This window comes from Dolichospermum heterosporum TAC447 (assembly GCF_024584745.1).
Lineage (GTDB): Bacteria > Cyanobacteriota > Cyanobacteriia > Cyanobacteriales > Nostocaceae > Dolichospermum > Dolichospermum heterosporum.
In genome coordinates this window covers 3,024,855-3,047,473 of record NZ_CP099464.1, presented here as the reverse complement: position 1 = coordinate 3,047,473, position 22,619 = coordinate 3,024,855, and the positions used below count along the sequence as shown (strand labels likewise).

At 40.8% G+C, this 22,619-nt stretch carries 14 protein-coding genes and 1 pseudogene; 11 read left to right on the top strand and 4 right to left on the bottom strand.

Going from position 1 to position 22,619, the window contains the following annotated elements:
* The first annotated feature begins 83 nt into the window (after positions 1–83).
* The 4 genes from NG743_RS13800 (at position 84) to NG743_RS13785 (ending at position 7,336) form a co-directional block, all read left to right on the top strand.
* Entirely contained in the window at positions 84–4,361 is a 4,278-nt protein-coding gene (locus NG743_RS13800; protein WP_257120268.1) for a CheR family methyltransferase, read from the top strand.
* A 160-nt stretch (positions 4,362–4,521) separates the two neighbouring features.
* On the top strand, positions 4,522–5,250 hold the full coding sequence (gene pyrH, locus NG743_RS13795) for a UMP kinase (RefSeq protein WP_027403325.1): 729 nt from the start codon (positions 4,522–4,524) through the stop codon (positions 5,248–5,250).
* On the top strand, positions 5,237–5,785 hold the full coding sequence (frr, locus tag NG743_RS13790; RefSeq protein ID WP_257120267.1) for a ribosome recycling factor: 549 nt from the start codon (positions 5,237–5,239) through the stop codon (positions 5,783–5,785). The genes pyrH and frr overlap by 14 nt, the downstream gene beginning before the upstream one ends.
* Positions 5,786–6,217: 432 nt before the next feature.
* Positions 6,218–7,336 carry a geranylgeranyl reductase family protein gene (locus tag NG743_RS13785; RefSeq protein WP_257120266.1) on the top strand — a complete coding sequence of 373 codons (1,119 nt, stop codon included), beginning with the start codon at positions 6,218–6,220 and terminating at the stop codon, positions 7,334–7,336.
* A 110-nt stretch (positions 7,337–7,446) separates the two neighbouring features.
* Here NG743_RS13785 and NG743_RS13780 read toward each other — a convergent pair whose 3' ends face one another.
* Both NG743_RS13780 and NG743_RS13775 read right to left on the bottom strand, forming a co-directional pair.
* Positions 7,447–8,532 carry an AI-2E family transporter gene (locus NG743_RS13780; RefSeq protein WP_027403322.1) on the bottom strand — a complete coding sequence of 362 codons (1,086 nt, stop codon included), beginning with the start codon at positions 8,530–8,532 and terminating at the stop codon, positions 7,447–7,449.
* Positions 8,533–8,742: 210 nt separating this feature from the next.
* The gene (locus tag NG743_RS13775) at positions 8,743–8,934 is read right to left on the bottom strand and encodes a hypothetical protein (RefSeq protein ID WP_035082563.1); all 192 of its coding nucleotides are present in this window, start codon (positions 8,932–8,934) and stop codon (positions 8,743–8,745) included.
* 383 nt (positions 8,935–9,317) lie between these two features.
* Between NG743_RS13775 and ftsH the strand changes: the two genes are divergently transcribed.
* From ftsH to NG743_RS13740, 7 genes and pseudogenes are all read left to right on the top strand, one after another.
* Positions 9,318–11,255: an ATP-dependent zinc metalloprotease FtsH gene (gene ftsH / locus NG743_RS13770; protein ID WP_306459854.1), complete on the top strand. Its 1,938-nt coding sequence runs from the start codon at positions 9,318–9,320 to the stop codon at positions 11,253–11,255.
* Between the two features lie 2,558 nt (positions 11,256–13,813).
* The gene (locus NG743_RS13765) at positions 13,814–14,347 is read left to right on the top strand and encodes a YdcF family protein (RefSeq protein ID WP_257122154.1); all 534 of its coding nucleotides are present in this window, start codon (positions 13,814–13,816) and stop codon (positions 14,345–14,347) included.
* 220 nt (positions 14,348–14,567) lie between these two features.
* The gene (locus NG743_RS13760; protein WP_193962601.1) at positions 14,568–15,731 is read left to right on the top strand and encodes a GuaB3 family IMP dehydrogenase-related protein; all 1,164 of its coding nucleotides are present in this window, start codon (positions 14,568–14,570) and stop codon (positions 15,729–15,731) included.
* A gap of 462 nt (positions 15,732–16,193) precedes the next feature.
* A complete protein-coding gene (gene trxA, locus NG743_RS13755; protein WP_027403318.1) occupies positions 16,194–16,517 on the top strand; it encodes a thioredoxin in 324 nt (107 codons plus the stop codon).
* 443 nt (positions 16,518–16,960) lie between these two features.
* Positions 16,961–18,031 carry an LOG family protein gene (locus NG743_RS13750; protein WP_257120265.1) on the top strand — a complete coding sequence of 357 codons (1,071 nt, stop codon included), beginning with the start codon at positions 16,961–16,963 and terminating at the stop codon, positions 18,029–18,031.
* Positions 18,032–18,393: 362 nt separating this feature from the next.
* A pseudogene (locus tag NG743_RS13745) lies at positions 18,394–18,621 on the top strand (RNA-guided endonuclease TnpB family protein); the annotation flags it as partial.
* A 585-nt stretch (positions 18,622–19,206) separates the two neighbouring features.
* The gene (locus NG743_RS13740; RefSeq protein WP_027403315.1) at positions 19,207–20,529 is read left to right on the top strand and encodes a D-alanyl-D-alanine carboxypeptidase; all 1,323 of its coding nucleotides are present in this window, start codon (positions 19,207–19,209) and stop codon (positions 20,527–20,529) included.
* Positions 20,530–20,681: 152 nt separating this feature from the next.
* On the opposite strand, the gene lptC is transcribed toward NG743_RS13740, so the two are convergent.
* Both lptC and NG743_RS13730 read right to left on the bottom strand, forming a co-directional pair.
* Positions 20,682–21,926 (bottom strand): LPS export ABC transporter periplasmic protein LptC, encoded by a 1,245-nt coding sequence (gene lptC, locus NG743_RS13735; protein WP_257120264.1) that lies wholly within the window; start codon positions 21,924–21,926, stop codon positions 20,682–20,684.
* Positions 21,926–22,555 (bottom strand): LabA-like NYN domain-containing protein, encoded by a 630-nt coding sequence (locus NG743_RS13730; protein ID WP_027403313.1) that lies wholly within the window; start codon positions 22,553–22,555, stop codon positions 21,926–21,928. Before NG743_RS13730 ends, lptC begins: the two co-directional genes overlap by 1 nt.
* Positions 22,556–22,619 lie beyond the last annotated feature (64 nt).

The following is a 22,619-nucleotide window of genomic DNA, read 5'->3' as shown; positions in this document are numbered from 1 at the left end:
ATATTTCGCTAAAGTAAATCTAGGAAGATAAAATTTCCGTCGTTCAAAATATTCAAGCCCCAAACTTTAATCGGGTGCATATCATGAATAGTAAGCGGTCTACCAAAAAATCTCCAGCCAATGATGCCACTGCTCAACCATCTCCACAACAGCCAGGAAAAGAAAAAGAATTATTTCCCATTGTCGGGATTGGTGCTTCTGCGGGTGGCTTAGAGGCATTTACCCAACTATTGAGCCATTTAGCAATAGATACGGGTATGGGATTTGTGCTGATACAGCATTTAAGTCCCAACCAAAAAAGTATGTTACCCGATATTCTTTCCCGCACCACCCAAATGCCTGTAACTGAGGCGCAGGAAGGGATAAAAGTACAACCGAATCATGTTTATGTGATTCCGGCTAATGTCACCATGACCATAGCTCAAGGAGTGCTGCAACTCAGCCCCCGTGAGAAAACTCGCGGTTTGGCAATGACTATTGATAGTTTCCTGTTGTCTTTAGCAGATGATTTAGGCAGTAAAGCCATTGGCGTGGTACTGTCGGGGGGGAATGAAGATGGTACAAGGGGTTTAGAAAGTATCAAAGGTGCAGGAGGTATTACCTTTGCCCAAGCTGAAGAACCGGGAATGGTTAGTACCATGCCGAATACTGCTGTTGCTTCTGGTTATGTAGACTTTATCCTCACTCCCCAACAAATCGCTGATAAACTAGCGAACATAAGCTCTCATCCCTACATTACAGAATCAGAATCAGTTCCAGCCACTGAAGTCACCACCGAACCAGCAGATCCTTTATTAAATATTTTCCAAATTCTCCGGGCAGCTACTGGTGTTGATTTTACCTATTATAAACATACTACTTTGAAGCGGCGAATTCAGCGCCGGATGATGTTGTATAGATTAGATAAACTAGAAGATTATATTTGTTTTCTCCAAACTCACCCAGTTGAAGTTAACGCATTATATCAAGATGTATTAATTACTGTCACCAGTTTTTTCCGAGATCCAGAGGCATTTGAAGCTTTAAGAACTAAAGTATTTCCACTTATTACTAAGGAACGTCAAACTGATGATCCTATCCGTATATGGATAGCAGGATGTTCAACTGGTGAAGAAGCTTACTCTATAGCCATCTGCTTAATAGAATTCTTAATGCATCAGGGAATGAATATCCCTATCCAAATTTTTGCTACAGATGTGAATGAGATAGCTATAGAAAAAGCGAGAAGTGGTATTTACAAACCCAACCAAGTGGCAGATATTTCTCCCGAACGATTGCAGCGTTTCTTTGTGCCTATAGAGAATGGCTACCAAATTAGCAAGTTAATCCGAGAAATGTGTGTTTTTGCTAAACAAAACCTGATTAGTGATCCGCCTTTTTCTCGATTGGATCTCATTAGTTGCCGCAATGTCTTAATTTATTTGGCTTCTCCTGTCCAGAAGAAAATTGTGCCAATCTTCCATTACAGTCTTAAACCTACAGGCTTTTTGATGTTAGGTACATCAGAAAGTGTGGGAGATTTTGCTGATTTATTTGCTGTGGTGGATAAAAAGTACAAAATATATGCTCGAAAAGTTATATTTGTCCCATTAGCGATTGAAATCATCCCCAGTCACAAACCTGTGGAAAGTCCCAAACGGCAACTACCAGCACCTGATATTTCCTGGAATGATATAGAAATACAGAAACAAGCTGACAGGATTGTATTAAATCAATTTTCTCCTGTGGGTGTGGTTATTGATAAGAATTTAGAAATTTTGCAATTTCGAGGTCAGACAAGTCTGTATTTAGAACCAGCACCGGGCAAACCCAGTTTTAATTTGCTGAAAATGGCCAAGGAAGAATTCCGGTTAGATCTACGTACCTGTATTCATCAAGCTAAACGGCAGCGGGTAGCAGTTAAAAAAGAAGGGATAAAAATCATCAAAAATGAGTTAGTTAGACTGGTGAATATTGAGATAATTCCTTTTCAAATGCCTAGTCAAGAGGCAGAGGATTTGTTTTTAGTTTTGTTTATGGAATTATTGCCAGCAGTTACTTCTGTAGAAGCATTATTAAATAGCGATGTTGAATCTGTGCAGAAGCAAAACAACATTTATATCCAAGAAATTGCTGATTTGCGACAGGAATTAAAAAATAATAAAGAGTATTTGCAATCAATTATTGAAGAACAGCAAGCTTCTAATCAAGATTTGAAAGCAGCGAATGAGGAAATTCTTTCTAGTAATGAAGAGTTGCAAAGTACCAATGAGGAATTACAAACGGCAAAGGAAGAAATTCAGGCGACTAATGAAGAATTAAATACTATTAATGATGAGCTACAACGGCGGAATCTCGAATCTAATCAGGTCAGCAGTGATTTACAAAATCTCCTGAGTAGTATTAATATTTCTATTCTTATGTTAGGTGGTAATTTAGAGATTCGCCGCTTTACTCCAGTGGCGGGATTAATATTTAATTTGATTCCTTCCGATGTCGGCAGACCATTAAGTGATATTAAACATAGGTTAAGTATACCGGATTTAGAAGCACAAATTTTAGAAGTAATTAGCTCTCTGAATTTTAAAACTCAGGAAGTGCAAGACCAGGACGGTCATTGGTATGATTTACGCATTAGACCCTATCGGACAATAGATAATAAAATTGATGGTGCTGTGGTAGTTTTAGTGGATATTGATGAACTGAAACATAGTACGGATCAACTCACAGCAGCCCGTAATTATTCAGAGGCGATTGTAGATACTGTCCGCCAATCTTTAGTGGTTTTGGATGCAGATTTACGGGTGGTTACGGCTAATCAATTTTTCTACGACACATTTAGGGTGGTGCGAGAAGAAACAGAAGATCACCTGATTTATGAAATCGGTAATGGACAGTGGGATATTTCTCAATTGCGATCGCTCTTAGAAGATGTTATCACCTACCAAACCCAGTTTCAAGATGTGGAAGTTGAGCATATTTTTGAGCAAATTGGACACAAGGTTATGCGCCTCAATGCCCGACAAATGCCGCATATAGGCGATGACCTACTGATCTTGCTAGTGATCGAGGATATTACTAAACAGAAGCAGTTTGAAGCAGAACGGATTCAACTCCTAGAACAGGAACAATCAGCGCGGACAGCCGCAGAAACAGCTAACCGCGCCAAGGATGATTTTTTATCCATTCTCTCTCACGAGTTGCGAAACCCCCTCAATTCCCTACTAGGTTGGTCAACTTTGTTGCGTCATAAGAAGCTGGATGAAGCTAGGACTGAACAAGCATTAGCAGCAATTGAACGCGCCGCCCAAGCTCAAAACCTGTTAATTATGGATTTATTGGATGTTTCCCGAATTAGCAGTGGTAGTATGCGTCTCGATGTCCAGCCCATTAAGCTGATTCCTGTGATTTCAGCGGCTATAGAAGTAGTGAATTTATCCGCAGAATCGAAAAACATTCAAATTCAATCAAGACTAGATTCTAGTTCCTACACTATAGTCGGAGATCCAATCCGCTTGCAACAGGTAATTTGGAATTTACTTTCTAACTCGATTAAATTTACTCCCCCAGGTGGAAGAATTGATATCAGTTTAAATTACAGTGATTTTCAAGCTGAAATTCAAGTTAAGGACACAGGAAAAGGTATTAGTTCTGACTTTCTCCCTTATGTATTTGACCGTTTCCGCCAATCTGATGGCACTAAAACCAAGTCAAATCCAGGTTTGGGACTAGGGCTTGCCATCGTGCGTCATTTGGTAGAACTTCACGGTGGTACAATCTCAGCCACCAGTCCAGGTGAGGATCAAGGCTCAACTTTTACAGTTAGGCTACCTCTGCAAACTAACCTCAAACCGACCGATATAGCCATAGAACCCGTTGCTCCCCCCACCTCCCCCACCTCCCCTACCTCCCCCACCTCCCCCACCTCCCCCACCTCCCCCACCTCCCCTACCTCCCCCACCTCCCCCACCTCCCCCACCTCCCCCACCCCCCCATCTTTAGCCGGTGTGCGGGTGCTAATTGTAGATGATGAACCAGATATCCGCCAATTATTCCGAATAGTCTTGGAGGAATACGGTGCTGAAGTCACAGATACTGGATCTGTAAGGGAGACTTTATCAATATTCAGGAATAATCCTGGTGGCTACGACGTACTCGTATCTGATATTGGTCTACCAGAAGAAGATGGTTATATGCTAATTCGTCAGATTCGGGAGCTAAGTCCCGAAGCAGGTGGGCAGATTCCCGCTGTTGCCCTGACTGCTTATACCGGAGAAGCGGAGGAAACAGCCGCTTTGGCAGCAGGATTTCAAATCCATATTGCCAAACCAATAGAACCGGATCAATTAGTATCTGTGGTTGGTTCTTTAGCCGGAAGGTAGGGGCTGATTTGAACTTTTAAAAATACCTACTCCCTGCCCCCTGCCCCCGCTCTCTCCTCACAGATAACTTTTTCAGCCAGCCCTAAATAGACACAGATAGTCACTCTACTGCTATCTTAAATTGGAGGCAATTGCAACTTTTTTGATAAAGCGGAACTTCATGGGAACGAATTACCGACGGGTTTTACTTAAACTGAGCGGTGAAGCCTTAATGGGCAACTTAGGCTATGGCATTGACCCAGAAGTGGTCGAGGAAATAGCCAAGGAAATAGGAGAGGTGATAGCCACTGGTGTGCAGGTGGCTATCGTGGTTGGTGGTGGCAATATTTTTCGAGGCATTAAAGCAGCATCAGCAGGTATGGATCGGGCAACCGCTGACTATATCGGGATGATTGCCACGGTAATGAATGCCATGACCTTACAAGATTCTCTAGAACGGATGGGAATTCAGACAAGGGTGCAAACTGCGATCGCTATGCAAGAATTAGCAGAACCATATATTCGCCGTCGTGCCATTCGTCATCTTGAAAAAGGACGGGTGGTAATTTTTGGCGCAGGTTCAGGGAATCCCTTCTTTACTACAGATACTACTGCGGCATTAAGAGCGGCAGAAATTGAAGCAGAAGTGATTTTCAAAGCTACTAAAGTAGACGGCATTTACGATGCTGACCCCAAACTTTATCCTGATGCCAAGCGTTTTACCACCCTTACCTACGCCCACGTATTGGCTAAAGATTTGCGAGTTATGGATAGTACCGCAATTGCTCTATGTAAAGAAAATAATCTCCCCATTTTAGTATTTGACCTCACGGTGCGAGGTAACATCCACCGGGCAGTCATGGGAGAATCTATTGGCACTCTTGTGGGAGGTTCTTGTGAAATTAGCTGAAGCTGAAAGTACGATGCAAAAAACCGTTGAGTCTACTCAACGAGCTTTTAATACAATTCGTACTGGTCGCGCCAATTCGAGTTTATTAGATAAAGTCCAAGTGGAGTATTACGGTACACCAACATCCTTGAAATCTCTGGCAAACATTACCACGCCAGACTCTTCAACCATCCTGATTCAGCCCTACGATAAGGGCAGCTTAAATATCATTGAAAAAGCTATTTCTCTGTCGGACGTGGGCTTAACTCCCAGTAACGACGGTGTTGTGATTCGGTTGAATATTCCCCCACTAACCAGCGATCGCCGGAAAGAATTTGTTAAGCTTGCGTCCAAGTATGCTGAAGAAGGTCGTGTAGCAATTCGCAATATCCGCCGAGACGCTATTGATTCCATTCGCAAACAGGAAAAAAGTGCGGAAATCTCCGAAGATGAATCACGAGATCAGCAAGACAAACTCCAAAGACTGACCAACAAGCACACAGAAAAAATAGACCACTTGTTTGTAGAAAAGGAAAAAGAGATCACCACTGTGTAAGGTGACAGGTGACAGGTGATAGGTGACAGGTGACAGGTGACAGGTGACAGGTAAGAATTTTACCAATCACCAATCACCAATCACCAAACTCCATTTACTAAAAATTAATAAAAAAATCATCACCCCTTATATATACTGGACATCTCCAGAAATTAAATATGCGTATCCTAGAACCCTTGTAGAGACGTTCCATGGGTAGGGATTCTCGGCTCTACATTCTTTTCTGGAGATGTCTACTGAAAAATCAACTAAGTTAAGATAAGTAATTGGACAAAAATATTTACAGTCATTGCGAGGGAAGGGAAGTAATCACAACCCTTGGAATTGCTTCATTTCACTTCGTTCCATATGGCTAACGCCACGCTGCGCTAACGCAATGACATTGTGTAATTAATTCTGTCTCACTACTTAGAACGCAAAAAATTAGCCATTATGTACGACTGCATTATTGTTGGCGCAGGTCCTGCCGGGGGAACAGCAGCATATCATCTAGCCAAAAAAGGACGCTCAGTCTTAGTCTTAGAAAAAGAATCCCTACCCAGATATAAGCCCTGTGGCGGTGGCGTGTCACCTAGCGTAGCTCAATGGTTCGACTTTGACTTTAGCCCTGCTATCTCTACCAAAGCTGACTCTTTGCGCTTTACCTGGGAATTGGGCGATCCTGTAGAAGCAAAAATTGACACCAGAGAACCCGTTTGGATGGTGCGGCGGGATATTTTTGATCATTTCCTGATCCAACAAGCTCAAAATCAAGGGGCTGAACTACGAGACAAAACAGAAGTTAGAGGAATAGAATTTAAAACCGATGCTTGGCAAGTTACCACAGCCACAGGCATAGTCACTGGTCGTTATCTCATCGCTGCTGATGGTGCAAAAGGTCTCATGGCTAAATGGCTAGGGTTTAAAGACCGTAAACGCCGATTAGCCGGGGCATTAGAAGCAGAAATTCCGGCAATTGTCGAGAAAAAAACCACAATTCACTTTGAGTTTGGCTTGGTCAAAAACGGCTATATCTGGAACTTCCCCAAAACTGACTGTCATTCTATCGGAGTCGGCACTTTTATGGGTGGCGAACCCCAAGACTTTAAGAAAATTTTAGATGAATATGCCAAATCTTTTAATTTAGATATCAAAACTAGTAAACAATACGGTCATCCTCTATGTATTTGGGATGGAAACCAAAAACTCCATACCCAAAATGCAGTTTTAGCTGGAGAAGCAGCCTGTCTAGTTGATCCCTTTACCGCCGAAGGTATTCGTCCCTCGATTTTTAGCGCCGTTCTTGCCGCAGGATTTATTCACGATGCTTTAAATGGTGATATTAACGCCCTAGAAAACTATACCGATGCCATTAACGAACAATGGGGAAATGATATGGCTTGGGCGCAAAAACTAGCAGGGGCATTTTATCGCTTCCCCGGTATTGGTTATAGAGTTGGTGTTAAACGTCCCTCTGGCGCTCAAATCATGGGTAAAATCCTCTGTGGAGAATTACGTTATAGTGATGTCGCTGGTCGCGCCTTAAAGCGGTTAATTCCTGGTTTTGGTTGATATTGCAGAAGTCACCGAGGTAGGGGCGCAGGGCGTGCGCCCAGTCAGAAATGAATTACGCCAACCTACTTAATCAAAGCAAAAAAAAAGAAAATTTCTCCTCTACACTCCTACACCTGATCATTGATATCGGAATATTCCTCAACAATCACTAATTCCGTATGATCTTCTTGATCATTATTCCATTGATCTAAAACATCTTTAATTAATACTTCTTGTACCCAAATTTTGGCAACAACCGTCAGAGGAAGTGCTAAAAATAATCCTAAAAATCCAAAAAATGTCACAAAAAATAACTGAGAAATTAAAGTCACGGCTGGTAGTAAAGATACTTGATGTGCCATAACTACAGGCGTGATGAAATTACTCTCAGCCTGTTGAATAAAAAAGTAGAGAATAAACACAGCAACAGCTTTCCAGGGATTATCTAAAAGAGCGATCGCCATTGCTGGGATTACACTCATAGTCGGACCCAAATTAGGAATTAAATTCATAAATCCTGCTAACACTCCCAAAGCCAGAGCAGCTTTTACACCCAAAATTGATAACCCTAGCAAACTCATCAACCCAACTACAAACACGCCAATAGAAGCACCAGTTACCCATCCCTCTAAAGAAACTTCGCACTGTTCTATAATTCCCACCACCCGCCGCCGATAAAAGGAGGGAAATAAGCGAACAAATACTTTTTGATAAGCATCAGGATTAGCCAAAAACATTCCTGTTAAAACCAGGACTAATAAAATTTTGAGAACAACTTCTAATGATCCAGAAACAAAAGCAAAAGAATTACCTAATAAGCGATTAAATAGCGGTTGGGCTTGTCCAATTAAACTATTCAGATCCGGTATATAAGGTAATAATTGTCCAGGAATATGACTTCTTTGGACATAAATCCAACTATTAAAACGCCCAAATCCTTGGGGAACTCGATAAGTGAGTTCATGAAATTGCTGGATAAAAGGTGGTACAATTAACCAGAAAAAACAGACAACACCCGCAAAGAAAATCCCTACAGCTAATAAAACTGATAATCCTCGTTTTATTCCTAAACTTTGAAAGCGCCGGGCGAGACGATTTAAAGTCGTCGCTAAAACCACCGCCGCAAATATTAGTAATAGAACGTCACGAAGTTGCCACAATACATATAAAGATATAACTAAGGCAATTAAGCCTATCCATTGACCAAGATTCACAAGCAAGACTCCCAGCTTGGTAAAATGCCTTTTGATGACAATGCAGTTAAGTAGGTTGGCGTTGAAAATTGTCGTTATGGCAAGGCAAGAGGCACTCATGCAAGAGGCAAGAGGGTTGGGGCGATTTTACGTTTCTTTACACAGTTTGGTTTTATTGTGTTCACCTACTTAGGTTAGCTGATTTTAGCAACACGGACTATATTTTTTCTGTTAATTTTGCTTTTGTCTTGGTATTCGCCACAGTAGAGCGATCGCCATAATCATAGTTGGTGATAAAATCATAATTAACACATTTGCCACCGTTGCGGGAATCCATAAAAATGGAGCAGCATATTTAATTAATACTGAGAGCAAAGTCGAAAATAATAGCAGCTTCAGCAAGAATCCCAGTTGATTTTCCATAACAGTGCGGTAAACACATAATTTTACAGTGCATCTACTAATTTAAACCTTACTGTCCAGTTTCTACAATAGTCATTGAATATAAAGTAGGTTGGCGTTGAAAATTGTCATTATGGCAAGGCAAAAGGCAAGAGGCAAGAGGCAAGAGTGAAGAGGGTTTGGGCAATTTTACGTTTCTTTACATAGTTTGGTTTTATTGTGTTCACCTACTAAAACTTGCCATTTTTATTAAGTTGATATTTATCAGGCGTTAAAAATTAACTAACTAAGTAGGGTTTGCTGATAGCGCAGCGTGGCGTTAGTCATACTTCTAGCCCTCACAGATAACTTTTTCAGCAAACCCTACTTACTGACTCATGACCAAATTTCCTAGAGGTGAAATTATGCCCGTAGAAACTAATCATGAAAACGAGATGAAACCCCCGAAAATTAGACAATTTGGTGGTAGCCTTCTAATTTTATTGACTTTTTTGTTATTGCTAAACTTGATAATTCCCAGTTTAATGGGAACTCGATTACAGCAAGTTCCCTATAGTGATTTTATTGCTCAGGTTCAAGCAGGTAAAGTAGATAAAGCCATTGTTGGTAGCGATCGCATCGAATATTTTATCAAAACCCAAACCCCCGCAGGTAAAATCGTTGAACAGGTATTTCGCACCACACCAGTCGCCATTGACTTAGATTTACCGAAAATTCTCCGGGATAATCATGTCGAATTTACCGCCCCACCACCCAACGAAACCGCCTGGATTGGGACTTTATTAAGTTGGGTTGCGCCCCCCTTAATTTTCTTCAGTATTTGGGCATTTTTAATGAGTCGTCAAGGTGGCGGACCTGCTGCACTCACAGTCGGGAAAAGCAAAGCCCGCATTTATTCTGAAGGCGGCACAGGTGTAAAATTCCTGGATGTAGCGGGTGTAGATGAAGCCAAAGCCGAACTTGAAGAAATCGTTGATTTTCTCAAAAATGCCAGCAAATACACTACTTTAGGGGCAAAAATTCCCAAAGGTGTCTTATTAGTTGGACCACCGGGTACAGGTAAAACATTACTAGCAAAAGCGATCGCTGGCGAAGCCAGTGTTCCCTTCTTCAGCATCTCCGGTTCTGAATTTATCGAATTATTCGTTGGTGTTGGTGCAGCGCGAGTCCGTGATTTATTTGAACAAGCCAAAGAACAAGCCCCTTGCATCGTCTTCATTGACGAACTGGACGCACTGGGTAAATCTCGCGGTGGACCGAGTGGTTTCGTCGGTGGTAACGATGAACGAGAACAAACCCTCAACCAACTACTCACGGAAATGGATGGTTTTGATGCCAACACTGGTGTAATTATCATCGCCGCCACCAACCGTCCCGAAGTTCTTGATCCCGCTTTACGTCGTCCTGGTCGTTTTGACCGTCAAGTTGTCGTAGATAGACCTGATAAAATCGGTCGGGAAGCCATTCTCAAGGTTCACGCCAGAAACGTCAAATTAGCCACAGATGTTGATTTAGGAATTATAGCCACCCGTACTCCAGGCTTTGCCGGTGCAGATTTAGCCAACCTAGTTAATGAAGCCGCATTATTAGCCGCGAGAAACAATCGTCCAGCCGTAATCATGGCAGATTTCAACGAAGCCATTGAACGTTTAGTAGCGGGTTTAGAAAAACGTTCTCGTGTCTTAAATGAACTTGAGAAAAAAACCGTCGCTTATCACGAAGTAGGACACGCTATCATTGGTGCATTAATGCCCGGCGCTGGTAAAGTTGAGAAAATTTCCGTTGTTCCCCGTGGTGTTGGTGCATTGGGTTATACAATCCAAATGCCAGAAGAAGACCGCTTCTTAATGATAGAAGATGAAATTCGCGGACGGATTGCCATTTTATTAGGAGGACGTGCCGCTGAGGAAATCGTGTTTGGGAAAGTATCTACCGGTGCTGCGGACGATATTCAAAAAGCCACAGACTTAGCAGAACGGACTGTGACTATTTATGGTATGAGTGATAAACTCGGTCCAGTCGCTTTCGAGAAAGTTCAACAGCAGTTTATGGAAGGTTATGGAAATCCTCGCCGGCCAATCAGTCCCCAAGTAGCAGAAGAAATTGATCACGAAGTTAAGCGGATAGTGGATCATGCTCACCATATCGCCTTAACTATTCTCCAATTTAACCGCAACTTACTGGAAGAAATTGCCCAGGAATTGCTGCAAAAAGAAATTCTTGAAGGTGGGTATCTCCGCGAACGTATTACCAAAACCCAAGCCCCAGAAGAACTTACAGAATGGCTACGTACTGGTAAGTTGGACAATGACAAGCCATTAATGCAAACTCTGTTAATGTAAGTAGGTTAGCGTTGAAAATTATCCTTATAAGTAATTGGACAAAAATATTTACAGTCATTGCGAGCGAAGGGAAGCAATCACAACCCTTGGAATTGCTTCATTTCACTTCGTTCCATATGGCTAACGCCACGCTGCCCTAACGCAATGACATTGTGTAATTAATTCTGTCTCACTACTTAGCAAGGCAATAGGCAAGAGTAAAGAGTAAAGAAGTTTTCAGCGATTTTACCTTTCTTTACACAGTTTGGTTTTATTGTGTTCACCTACTTAGCAAAAATTATTCCCTCAACAATTTTAGCCATGAATTTGCTCAGAAATGATCTAGTTTGAGCGATCGCAAAAATTCCCTATTGACAAATTGACAAAAAAGTGATGTCTAACCTGTCAATGTTATTAATTTTAGTGATATTTAGGACTTATGCACGAGTCACGGAATAACGAACCACAGAGAACACAGAGAACACAGAGAAATGAGGGTTTGAGGAATATTTTGCGTAAGTCCTGATATTAAATCAACATGAATTACCTTAACTTCGATATATCGTAGGGGTAAAGCAAGAGCTTCATTGGTGTCAACTTAATGTAAAACCCATAACCTGACTGGGAGTCACGGAATAACGAACCACAGAGAACACAGAGAACACAGAGAAATGAGGATTTGAGGAATATTTTGCGTAAGTCCTGATATTAAATCAACATGAATTATCTTAACTTCGATATATCGTAGGGGTAAAGCAAGAGCTTCATTGGTGTCAACTTAATGTAAAACCCATAACCCGACTGGGAATGATAGCGTAGCGTGGCGTAGCCTGGCGTAGCGTGGCGTAAGCTGTATTCCCAGTCCCATAGCAGAAGTTGTCTTTTGATGACTGAATAAGTAGGTTGGCGTTGAAAATTGTCGTTATGGCAAGTCAAAAGGCAAGAGTGAAGAGGGTTTGGGCGATTTTACGTTTCTTTACACCCCACCTTCCGCACCCCCTGGTGTCACAATCGGTAATTTCGGATTTTTGAATACCTTGGAGGACAATTTTTATACAAAATTTGGGAAATTTCAGATAGCGATCGCCAATCCAAAATCCCCAAACGACCAGTTTTCGTTGTGTGACAGTTGAGGGTGCGGAATGTGGGTTACACAGTTTGGTTTTATTGTGTTCACCTACTTAGCAAAAATTATTCTCTCAACAATTTTAGCCATGAATTTGCTCAGAAATGATCTAGTTTGAGCGATCGCAAAAATTCCCTATTGACAAATTGACAAAAAAGTGATGTCTAACCTGTCAATGTTATTAATTTTAGTGATATTTAGGACTTATGCACGAGTCACGGAATAACGAACCACAGAGAACACAGAGAACACGGAGAAATGAGGGTTTGAGGAATATTTTGCGTAAGTCCTGATATTAAATCAACATGAATTACCTTAACTTCGATATATCGTAGGGGTAAAGCAAGAGCTTCATTGGTGTCAACTTAATATAAAACCCATAACCTGACTGGGAGTCACGGAATAACGAACCACAGAGAACACAGAGAACACAGAGAAATGAGGATTTGAGGAATATTTTGCGTAAGTCCTGATATTAAATCAACATGAATTATCTTAACTTCGATATATCGTAGGGGTAAAGCAAGAGCTTCATTGGTGTCAACTTAATGTAAAACCCATAACCCGACTGGGAATGATAGCGTAGCGTGGCGTAAGCTGTATTCCCAGTCCCATAGCAGAAGTTGTCTTTTGATGACTGAATAAGTAGGTTGGCGTTGAAAATTGTCGTTATGGCAAGTCAAAAGGCAAGAGTGAAGAGGGTTTGGGCGATTTTACCTTTCTTTACACAGTTTGGTTTTATTGTGTTCACCTACTTAGCAAAAATTATTCCCTCAACAATTTTAGCCATGAATTTGCTCAGAAATGATCTAGTTTGAGCGATCGCAAAAATTCCCTATTGACAAATTGACAAAAAAGTGATGTCTAACCTGTCAATGTTATTAATTTTAGTGATATTTAGGACTTATGCACGAGTCACGGAATAACGAACCACAGAGAACACAGAGAACACGGAGAAATGAGGGTTTGAGGAATATTTTGCTTAAGTCCTGATATTAAATCAACATGAATTACCTTAACCTCGATATATCGTAGGGGTAAAGCAAGTTGACAAAAAACTTTTTCAAGAAACTCTATATATTTCCTGATTGTATAATTAAGAACGGAATAAGTAAGTGGAGATGAGATAACCAAAATGCGTGAAGACTTGCCTATTGCCTATTGCCTTGCCATAACGACAATTTTCAACGCTAACCTAATTAGATGAATGGTAAGACACCTTTGATTAATTTTCTTAGATAGTTTAGGATATGGCAGAAATTATAGCGACGTAGATTCAGCTACTATGATTGCAAAGTTATCAGCTTCTTTTTAGCCATACTTCGCAAAGACTTATACTTAACCATCATCCTTATGCGTCATGGTACTAATTTTTAAAGAAAATTCTCGCCAGAATAGACATACTTATCAAGCCTTGAATAAGCTAATTTTGACAGGGAAATCTGTGAGAGTTATGGCTTGTCTCCTACCCTTATTTATCTGGTGGGGGTGCAAAGCAGTACAAAACCAATTTGTACAACCACAAGCAATATTAGTTTTAGGCGGTTCTACTCCCTTACTAGAAAGAGAAAAGTTTACAGCCAAATTAGCTCGTCAGTATCCCAATATACCTATTTGGATTTCTGGAGGCAGTCCACCTCAGCATACTAAAAAAATATTTGCCAAGGCAGGAGTTAATACCCAACGTTTAAATTTAGACTATGAAGCTGTAGACACAGTTACTAATTTTACTACTACAGTGGATGAATTGCGATCGCGGGGGATCAAAAGTGTTTATTTAATTACATCTGACTTTCATATGCGTCGTGCTTGCGTCGTTGGTGAAATTATCTTGGGTAGTCGGGGCATGAATTTTAAACCCGTATCAGTTCCTTCAGAAAATTCACCAGAACCGATTCAAAAATCTATTCGGGATGGTGCTAGGGCAATTATTTGGGTAGCCACAGGTTATACAGGTGCTAATTATGCTAATAAAAGCAAACCCTAGCACCGCAGGGCAGAAGTCAAAAGTCAAAAGTCAAAAGTCAAAAGTCAAAAATAATATGGCGTAAGCTTTTTAGTGATTGAGAATGGTTGGCTTATTTACACCGTTCTGTATCTAGCACATCGGAACGGAATTAAAAATTAGAAATTTTGAATTGTCCCCAATTCCCAATATCACCACAATTTGATACCCTAGCTTAAACAGTTTTGAGAAAAGTTAAAGCGTGGAAATTCAACTTGGGCGGGGAAAAGTGGCGCGTCGAGCCTATGGAATTGACGAAATTGCTTTAGTCCCTGGTAACAGAACTCTCGATCCGAGTTTAGCTGATACTAAGTGGCAAATCGGCAATATTGAGCGAGAAATCCCCATTATTGCCAGTGCAATGGATGGTGTGGTTGATGTACAAATGGCTGTTCGCTTGTCCCAGTTGGGGGCATTTGGCGTAATTAATTTAGAAGGTGTCCAAACTCGCTATGCCGACCCCGAACCGATTTTAGATCGGATTGCCTCCGTCGGCAAAGATGAATTTGTCAGCCTGATGCAAGAACTATATGCTGAACCAATAAAGCCGGAATTAATTGAAAAACGTATTCAGGAAATTAAACAACAAGGCGGTATTGCGGCAGTTAGCGCAACTCCAGCAGGTGCAAGCAAATATGGCGAAGTCGTAACTAAAGCTGGAGCAGATCTATTTTTTATCCAAGCTACAGTAGTTTCTACTGATCATATATCTCCAGAATCTATTACTCCCCTTGATTTAGCCGAGTTTTGCAGTTCTATGGCTATCCCTGTGGCTTTGGGAAATTGCGTTACATATCAAGTCACCTTAGAATTGATGAAAGCTGGTGCAGCAGCGGTATTGGTAGGTATTGGACCCGGTGCTGCTTGTACTTCTCGTGGAGTGTTGGGCGTGGGCGTACCTCAAGCTACTGCGATCGCCGATTGTACAGCCGCTAGAGACGATTATTATCGGGAAACCGGTAAATATATCCCCATCATCGCTGACGGTGGTTTAATCACCGGAGGAGACATCTGTAAATGTATTGCCTGCGGTGCTGACGCTGTTATGATTGGTTCTCCATTTGCCAGAGCCACCGAAGCCCCTGGGCGTGGTTATCACTGGGGTATGGCAACTCCTAGCCCAGTCTTACCTCGTGGGACTCGCATTCGCGTGGGTACAACTGGAACTCTAGAACAAATACTCAGAGGACCGGCTGGTTTGGATGATGGTACTCATAATCTTTTAGGAGCTTTAAAGACGAGTATGGGAACTTTAGGGGCTAAAAACATTAAGGAAATGCAGCAGGTTGAAGTTGTCATTGCTCCTTCTTTGTTAACAGAAGGTAAGGTTTACCAAAAAGCCCAACAGTTAGGTATGGGTAAATAACTCACTCAGGTCATTGGTCATTGGTCAGTGGTCATTGGTCATTGGTTAGTGGTTAGTGGTTAGTGGTTAGTGGTTAGTGGTTTTCTGCTAACAATAGACATCTCCGAAAATTAAATGTGCGTCGTTTGAACCCCTTGTAGAGACGTTCCATGGAACGTCTCTACAAGCTTTACCGGAGAAGTCTAATGGGCAACGGACAACTAACTACTGACAATTGACAACAACTTTGAGAATGACTGAAAAAATCACATATCTAGCCTACAATAGAGATGGCGGAGACAAAAGTTTCCGTTCACTCCTCACACCACACTCCGCCCGGACTAATGTTCGGGCGGTTCCTTATGGTAGGGATTAGTTTTCTAGTTTCCTGGCAAATGTATATCCTTTATCCTTAATAGGATGTTTTTGCTATGGTAGAATTTTCACCAACCTCGGAAATATCTTATGTAAAGGTTTTTAGGTATGTCAGCAGCAGAACAAGTTACAGATTCTACGTTTAAGCAAGAAGTCCTCGACAGCGAAGTTCCCGTATTAGTTGACTTTTGGGCTCCTTGGTGTGGTCCATGCCGCATGGTAGCCCCTGTTGTGGACGAAATCGCCACTCAGTATGGAGATCAATTAAAAGTTGTGAAAGTTAATACTGATGAAAATCCTCAGATTGCTAGTCAGTATGGTATTCGCAGTATTCCTACATTAATGATTTTCAAAGATGGACAAAAAGTAGATATGGTGGTCGGTGCTGTACCTAAAACCACTTTAGCTAACACTTTGGAAAAGTATCTTTAAGCTGAATAGACAATAAACTTAGCTTAAACAGTAGAAGCCTCTCACCTACCCGATAGGGAGGTGATGAGATGAATACAATACGCGTAAGTGAAGAATTGACCAACGAGCAAAATTGAGCATAGCGAAATCAGCAATGTTGGTCGGTGTTAGCGCAGCGGCACAAAGTGCGGAACGAACACTTTTTTCGTTTTTCTCCAAATATCTGATATAACACTCAGTGATAGGTGTAACCCAAATTAAATGCACCAGAAGCAGCCTATTACAAAAGTTAAAAATTATCTCCAAATGTTTGAAAAGTCATGATTGCTGTATCAAATGTTTTACCCCTCCCTATCCCTCCCCTTTATAGGGGGAGGGAACTGGATTTTTATTGTTGGTTGATTTGCGCTTTACTGTATTAGCAACTTTCGTTAAAATATAATGCCATTATTGCGGCAGTAAGTATGACTTCTGAAGCGTCCTTTTTTTCATTAGATTCTCTCCAAGCAGATATTGCTGAACTCATAGACCGTTTACCGACACTAAAACATAGGCAATTTATTCAGCAATCACTCACTACAATTTTGCGTCTTGCTGATAGTGATATTGAACGTCTCGATTGGAAAATATTATCTGCCGCTTTAGCAGATATGGAATGTGGTTTCCAATTATTTTATAACTACCGCCATGTTCGGAAAATTACTATTTTTGGTTCTGCCCGTCTAGCACCAGATACACTAGCATATCAAATGGCAGTTGCATTTAGTCGCGCTGTTTCTGCACTAGGATTTATGATTATGACAGGTGGTGGTGGTGGGATTATGCAAGCTGGTCAAGAAGGTGCTGGTAGGGAAAATTCTTTTGGTTTAAATATTCAGTTACCTTTTGAGCAACAAGCTAACCCAATTATTGATGGTGATGCTAAACTAATTAATTTTAAATACTTTTTCACTCGCAAGTTATTTCTTCTGAAAGAAAGTGATGCTGTGGCTTTGTTTCCCGGTGGTTTTGGCACTCAAGATGAGGCTTTTGAATGTATGACATTGAGCCAAACAGGTAAATTTGGTCCAGTTCCTTTGGTGTTAATTGATCAACCAGGAGGCGATTATTGGCGTTCTTGGAGTCAATATATTGATGAGAAATTGGTAAAAACAGGGCTTGTTAGTGCAGATGATCCGAGTTTGTACACTGTTACAGATAATCTTGAAGTTGCTTGTAATGCCATTACTGGATTTTACCGAATTTATCACTCTAGTCGTTATGTTGGTGATCAGTTGGTGATCCGGTTAAAAGAAGATTTATCCGATGCTCAAGTGGAATTACTTAATACTCATTTTTGTGATATTTTGCTGACAGGTAAAATTGTTAAAACCCAAGCATTACCGCAGGAGGAACAAGATGAAACATCTAGTTTACCCCGGTTAGTTTTAAATTTTAATCAACGAGATTTAGGGCGTTTATATCAAATGATTGGAGTAATTAATCAGGTGGGTGTTCCCACTCCAGAGGAATTGGCACATCCAGAAAGGAAGTAACCTATACCAATTTATTAATTAGCCAAAATATTTTACTCAATACTTACAGGTCGTAAACAATAAACCAATGATAAGTAGGTAAAGAGAAAAATTTAAAGGTATGTGACGAAATGTAAATTCAATGAATGCCTTGCAAATAGGTTATTTCACGGTTTTTACAAAACTAAACATATATCGTTTTTATTATGTTTACCTACTTAGTTCTAGAGTATAAAGTTAAGGGTAAACAACATCAATACAACGCCATAAGTAGGTGAACACAATAAAACCAATTTGTGTAAAGAAAAGTAAAATCGCCCAAACCCTCTTCACTCTTGCCTCTTGCATGAGTGCCTCTTGCCTTTCCATAACGACGATTTTCAATGCTAACCTACTTAGACGATGCAATTCGGACTACCCAATTCATTCGCAATAAAGCGATTAGATATTGGATGGATGCACCACGCAAGCTAAAAATTGATAAGTTTGCTCTTAATAAATACTCTACTGAACAACGGATAGAATTCCCCTTTGCTGCTGAATTAAACTCAATGGCTGTACAATCAGCCGCAGAAAGGGCTGGGTCTGCCATATCAAGGTTTTACGACAATAAACACTTAAAGTATCAGTGTCAACAATACTGATAAATATAATCAGGCTCGTATATTAGTATAAGTTGCTAGGAAAAGAGGGAATTAAAAGTTAAAAATAGTTTCAGAATACAGCACTTCCCGATGTTATGAGGTACAAGAACCCCACCCCCCACCCCCTCCAGTATCAAAAGCTTATCCTTTTCTTCCCTCCGCTGCGGGGGGATTGAGGGGGGTGCGATGAGGGGGCTAAGATGTACCTCATAAGAGCGGAAACCGCTGTATCAATACCTTGTCCAAATTGGCAAAAGCCTTGATTTGTAGGTTGGATATCAGCTTAAGGGACTTCCAAGAAATAAATTATCCTGATTAACGAACCACAGAGGCGCAGAGGACACAGAGGAATAAGGGTTTGAGAGATTTTTGCGTTAGGTGGTTGAGTATTTTTTTATTTGGAAGTCCTTAAAAAATATGAAACCCAACAAATGCGCTGGGTTGCGCTGTCGCTTAACCCAAACTACAGAAAATGGACAAGATATTGAATATAGTTTACGCTTACGAAATTAAAGAAAACTCTTACCAATTAACGAATAAAGGAATTTAAATATGCTGGAATTATTAGGATCAGGTTTGTTTTCTATGTGGCTAGAAGTGGCTAAGGCGCAGATTCAACCTTTAGAAGCCTTAAGTGTCTTGGCTTGGCAAGGTAGCTCTAGCTTGATTCTTGTCCCTGATCCAAGTCCAGCAGGCGCTATTACGGTTCACGAATATCTTAATGGGTTAATTACGTCAAAATTAATTGACCAAAATCTTATGTCCTCTCAGGGGATTTGGTTACAGTCGGGACCAATGCTGATGGCTAATCATCAAGGTACTATACCTTTACCCGCTGCTTCTTTAACTAAGGTTGCTACTTCATTGGTGGCTTTGAAAGCTTGGGGACCGAATCACCAATTTGAGACTTTAGTTAGTAGCACTGGACCTTTAGTAAATGGGGTGGTGCAGGGTGATTTAGTGATTACTGGTAGTGGTGATCCTATGTTTGTGGGGGAGGAAGCGATCGCCCTGGGAAATACTCTGAATAAAATGGGTATTAAGCAAGTTAAGGGCAATTTGGTAATTACTGGGGCTTTTGCGATGAATTTCCAACGTCATCCCTTGCTCGCCGGTCAATTACTCAAACAAGCACTAAATCATCAAACTTGGTCTCGTTCTGTGGTTTTCCAACACTCAGTTATGCCCAAGGGAACACCCAAACCCCAAGTGATTATTGCTGGTAATATTCAAGCAGATCCTCAACCGAGAGTTGGACAGACTTTACTAATCCGTCATTTTTCCTTACCTTTGCAAAAAATCATTAAGGAAATGAATGTTTTTAGTAATAACGATATTGCGGAAATGTTAGCCGATTCTGTGGGAGGTGCAGATGTAGTTAGCGCCACAGCATCCCAACTGGCTAGATTCCCAAAGTCAGAAATTCTCTTGATTAATGGTTCTGGTTTAGGGAAGGAAAATCGAATTTCTCCCAGGGGGGTTTGTGCTATGTTCATGGCATTACAACGGGAAGCTAGTTTTTATCAGTTAAATTTAGCTGATTTATTTCCTACCTCTGGACTAGATCATAGAGGCACGATACATTCTCGACATATGCCCAAAGCAACGGTAATGAAAACTGGTACTCTCAATAATGTTAGTGCTTTAGCTGGAGTTGTCCCCACACGCGATCGCGGTTTGGTTTGGTTTACAATCATTAATCGTGGTGGCAATGTATCAGCTTTTCGGGTTCAACAAGATAAACTTCTCCAGACTTTAGAAAAAGAATTAGAAGTATCTACTGACACTCCCGATCCTGTCACACCTCGATTAGATAATTCTTTACCAAATTTTGGTGCAGCTAATCGCAATCAAGTTTTGTATAAGCAATCATAGGAGTTAGGAGTTAGGAGTTAGGAGTCAGGAGTCGGAAGGAAGAAGGAAGAAGGAAGAAAATAAATTTATACCCTGCCCCCTGCCCCCTGCTCCCCTGCCCCCTGCCCCCAACTCCCCCTACTCCCCAACCCCCCCCACTCCCCCAACTCCCCCTACCTTTCCCCCTGGGGGATAATTTCTGTGACTACTCTGCTTTCGGAGGAATTACCACCTTTAACAACAATATTTTCTGTTTCCAAATTACCGACGGCTGTTTCCCCTTGAAAAGTTAATTTTGGTTCGATTTGACGATAAATTATATTTCCTTGAGCTTCTAACAATTTTTTATCTAAATACCAAGTTAGTTGATTTGATTTTAAAGACTGACTACGTTTTCCAACCGCATTAACATTACCAGTGAGATACACCGTGTTTTCTGGTATTTTCATTTTTCCCTGATTAGCGGTGACAGTGACATTCTCAGCAACTTGGAATATGCGAATAGGAGAATTTGTGGTAATATTTTCTTTGTTAATATTCCAGGTTATAGAGTTACTAGTAATTTGCATTGGTGGATCTATTAACTCTAATTTTGCCTGTGGTTTGAGAGTCGCAATTTGAGTTTTTAAATTAATTTCTGCGGCGTTACCCTGACCACGTGCAGTAATTTTGTTATCTTTATATCTTTCTATTTGAATTGGGCGATCGCTAAATAATTTCTCTTCCTTAAGATGCCACATTAAATGCTCAGTTCGCATTTGCAACTGTGGATCTGTGGATTTAGCAACTACTCCTTGTGAAAATTCTACCCGTTGTTCACGAGTTTTAATCTTTGCCTCTTGAGCTACAGCCTGTAATTGTTTATGACTACCATTTAACTGATTGCGAACAATTAATAAATCTTCTTGAGGCCGCCATTCTAGCTCATTACCCTTGAAGACAATCCCATTACGAGTATCAGTAGCGACAATTTTACCTTGAAGAAATAGTTGCTTACCATCTTGCTTAATGTCAGCTTTTTCTGCTTTAATTTGGTAGACAACTTTTCCATCTTGGTAAAGTTCCCCTTCAGGATTTTCCGCCTGACCTACTTGTTTATCTGTAGTGTACTTTGCCTCTTTAGCTTTAACTTTCCAAATTGGTCTACCTACCTCATCAAATTGTTCAAAAACAATCCTAAAAAAAGTTACCTTAGTATCATCATCTTTTGGAGATGAAGGATCAGTTTTTGATTGGGTAGGTGATGGATTACCGCAACTCGACAAGCATAAGCCTAAACATAATATCAAAGGCAGGTAAAACCAATTAGTTAGTGATGTTAACCCCAAAAATGAATAGAAGTGGGGAGAATGATTTTTAATTCCCCTCTGATGTTTTCCATCTTGTCTTCCATTCTCCCTCGCTTGTGAATCTTGCATTATTCTGGAACTTCTAGATGTCTATTACTATCTCTAGGATCGTCTAAAAAGCCCATACTAGACAATGGCCGATATGGATAACTTTGGCGGGGAGTTTTTTGGATATCTTCTTTGATGGCTTCTAAATCTATATAGCGATCGCTCACATTAATTAAACTATCACTAGTCATAGAACGCAAACTCACCACCTCTACCCTCACCCCACGATAGCTGACAGAATTGACAGCATAAGCCAAATCGCCGTCACCGCTGACTAAAACTGCGGTATCATAGGAATCGCACAATGCCATCATATCAACAGCTATTTCCACATCTAAGTTAGCTTTTTTAGAGCCATCTGGTAATTGCACCAAATCCTTAGCAATCACCCGATAACCGTTACGACGCATCCACAACAAAAAGCCTTGTTGTTTCTCATTTGTCCGATCCACTCCTGTATAGAAAAAAGCCCGTAATAGCCTTGATCCGCCAGTCAACCGGCACAATAACTTAGTGTAATCAATTTCGATTCCTAGTTGTAGTGCCGCATAGAATAAGTTTGAGCCATCAATAAAGATAGCCACCCGACCCCGATTTTCCAAAACCTGTTCTGGGGTAAATATTGAGTCGTTTTCAAAATTGTTCAACATTGTTGTCATACCTTGTGTTGTTATCCCTGTTATGATAGAAATTTCTAACTATCTACTTGTTAGA

Excerpts from the sequence above, each read along its gene's own strand:
- trxA (WP_027403318.1), top strand. The coding sequence starts at position 16,194 with ATGTCAGCAGCAGAACAAGTTACAGATTCTACGTTTAAGCAAGAAGTC.
- pyrH (WP_027403325.1), top strand. The coding sequence starts at position 4,522 with ATGGGAACGAATTACCGACGGGTTTTACTTAAACTGAGCGGTGAAGCC.
- NG743_RS13800 (WP_257120268.1), top strand. The coding sequence starts at position 84 with ATGAATAGTAAGCGGTCTACCAAAAAATCTCCAGCCAATGATGCCACT.
- NG743_RS13750 (WP_257120265.1), top strand. The coding sequence starts at position 16,961 with ATGACTTCTGAAGCGTCCTTTTTTTCATTAGATTCTCTCCAAGCAGAT.
- NG743_RS13730 (WP_027403313.1), bottom strand. The coding sequence starts at position 22,555 with ATGTTGAACAATTTTGAAAACGACTCAATATTTACCCCAGAACAGGTT.
- lptC (WP_257120264.1), bottom strand. The coding sequence starts at position 21,926 with ATGCAAGATTCACAAGCGAGGGAGAATGGAAGACAAGATGGAAAACAT.
- NG743_RS13740 (WP_027403315.1), top strand. The coding sequence starts at position 19,207 with ATGCTGGAATTATTAGGATCAGGTTTGTTTTCTATGTGGCTAGAAGTG.
- NG743_RS13775 (WP_035082563.1), bottom strand. The coding sequence starts at position 8,934 with ATGGAAAATCAACTGGGATTCTTGCTGAAGCTGCTATTATTTTCGACT.
- NG743_RS13765 (WP_257122154.1), top strand. The coding sequence starts at position 13,814 with ATGGCTTGTCTCCTACCCTTATTTATCTGGTGGGGGTGCAAAGCAGTA.
- ftsH (WP_306459854.1), top strand. The coding sequence starts at position 9,318 with ATGCCCGTAGAAACTAATCATGAAAACGAGATGAAACCCCCGAAAATT.
- NG743_RS13785 (WP_257120266.1), top strand. The coding sequence starts at position 6,218 with ATGTACGACTGCATTATTGTTGGCGCAGGTCCTGCCGGGGGAACAGCA.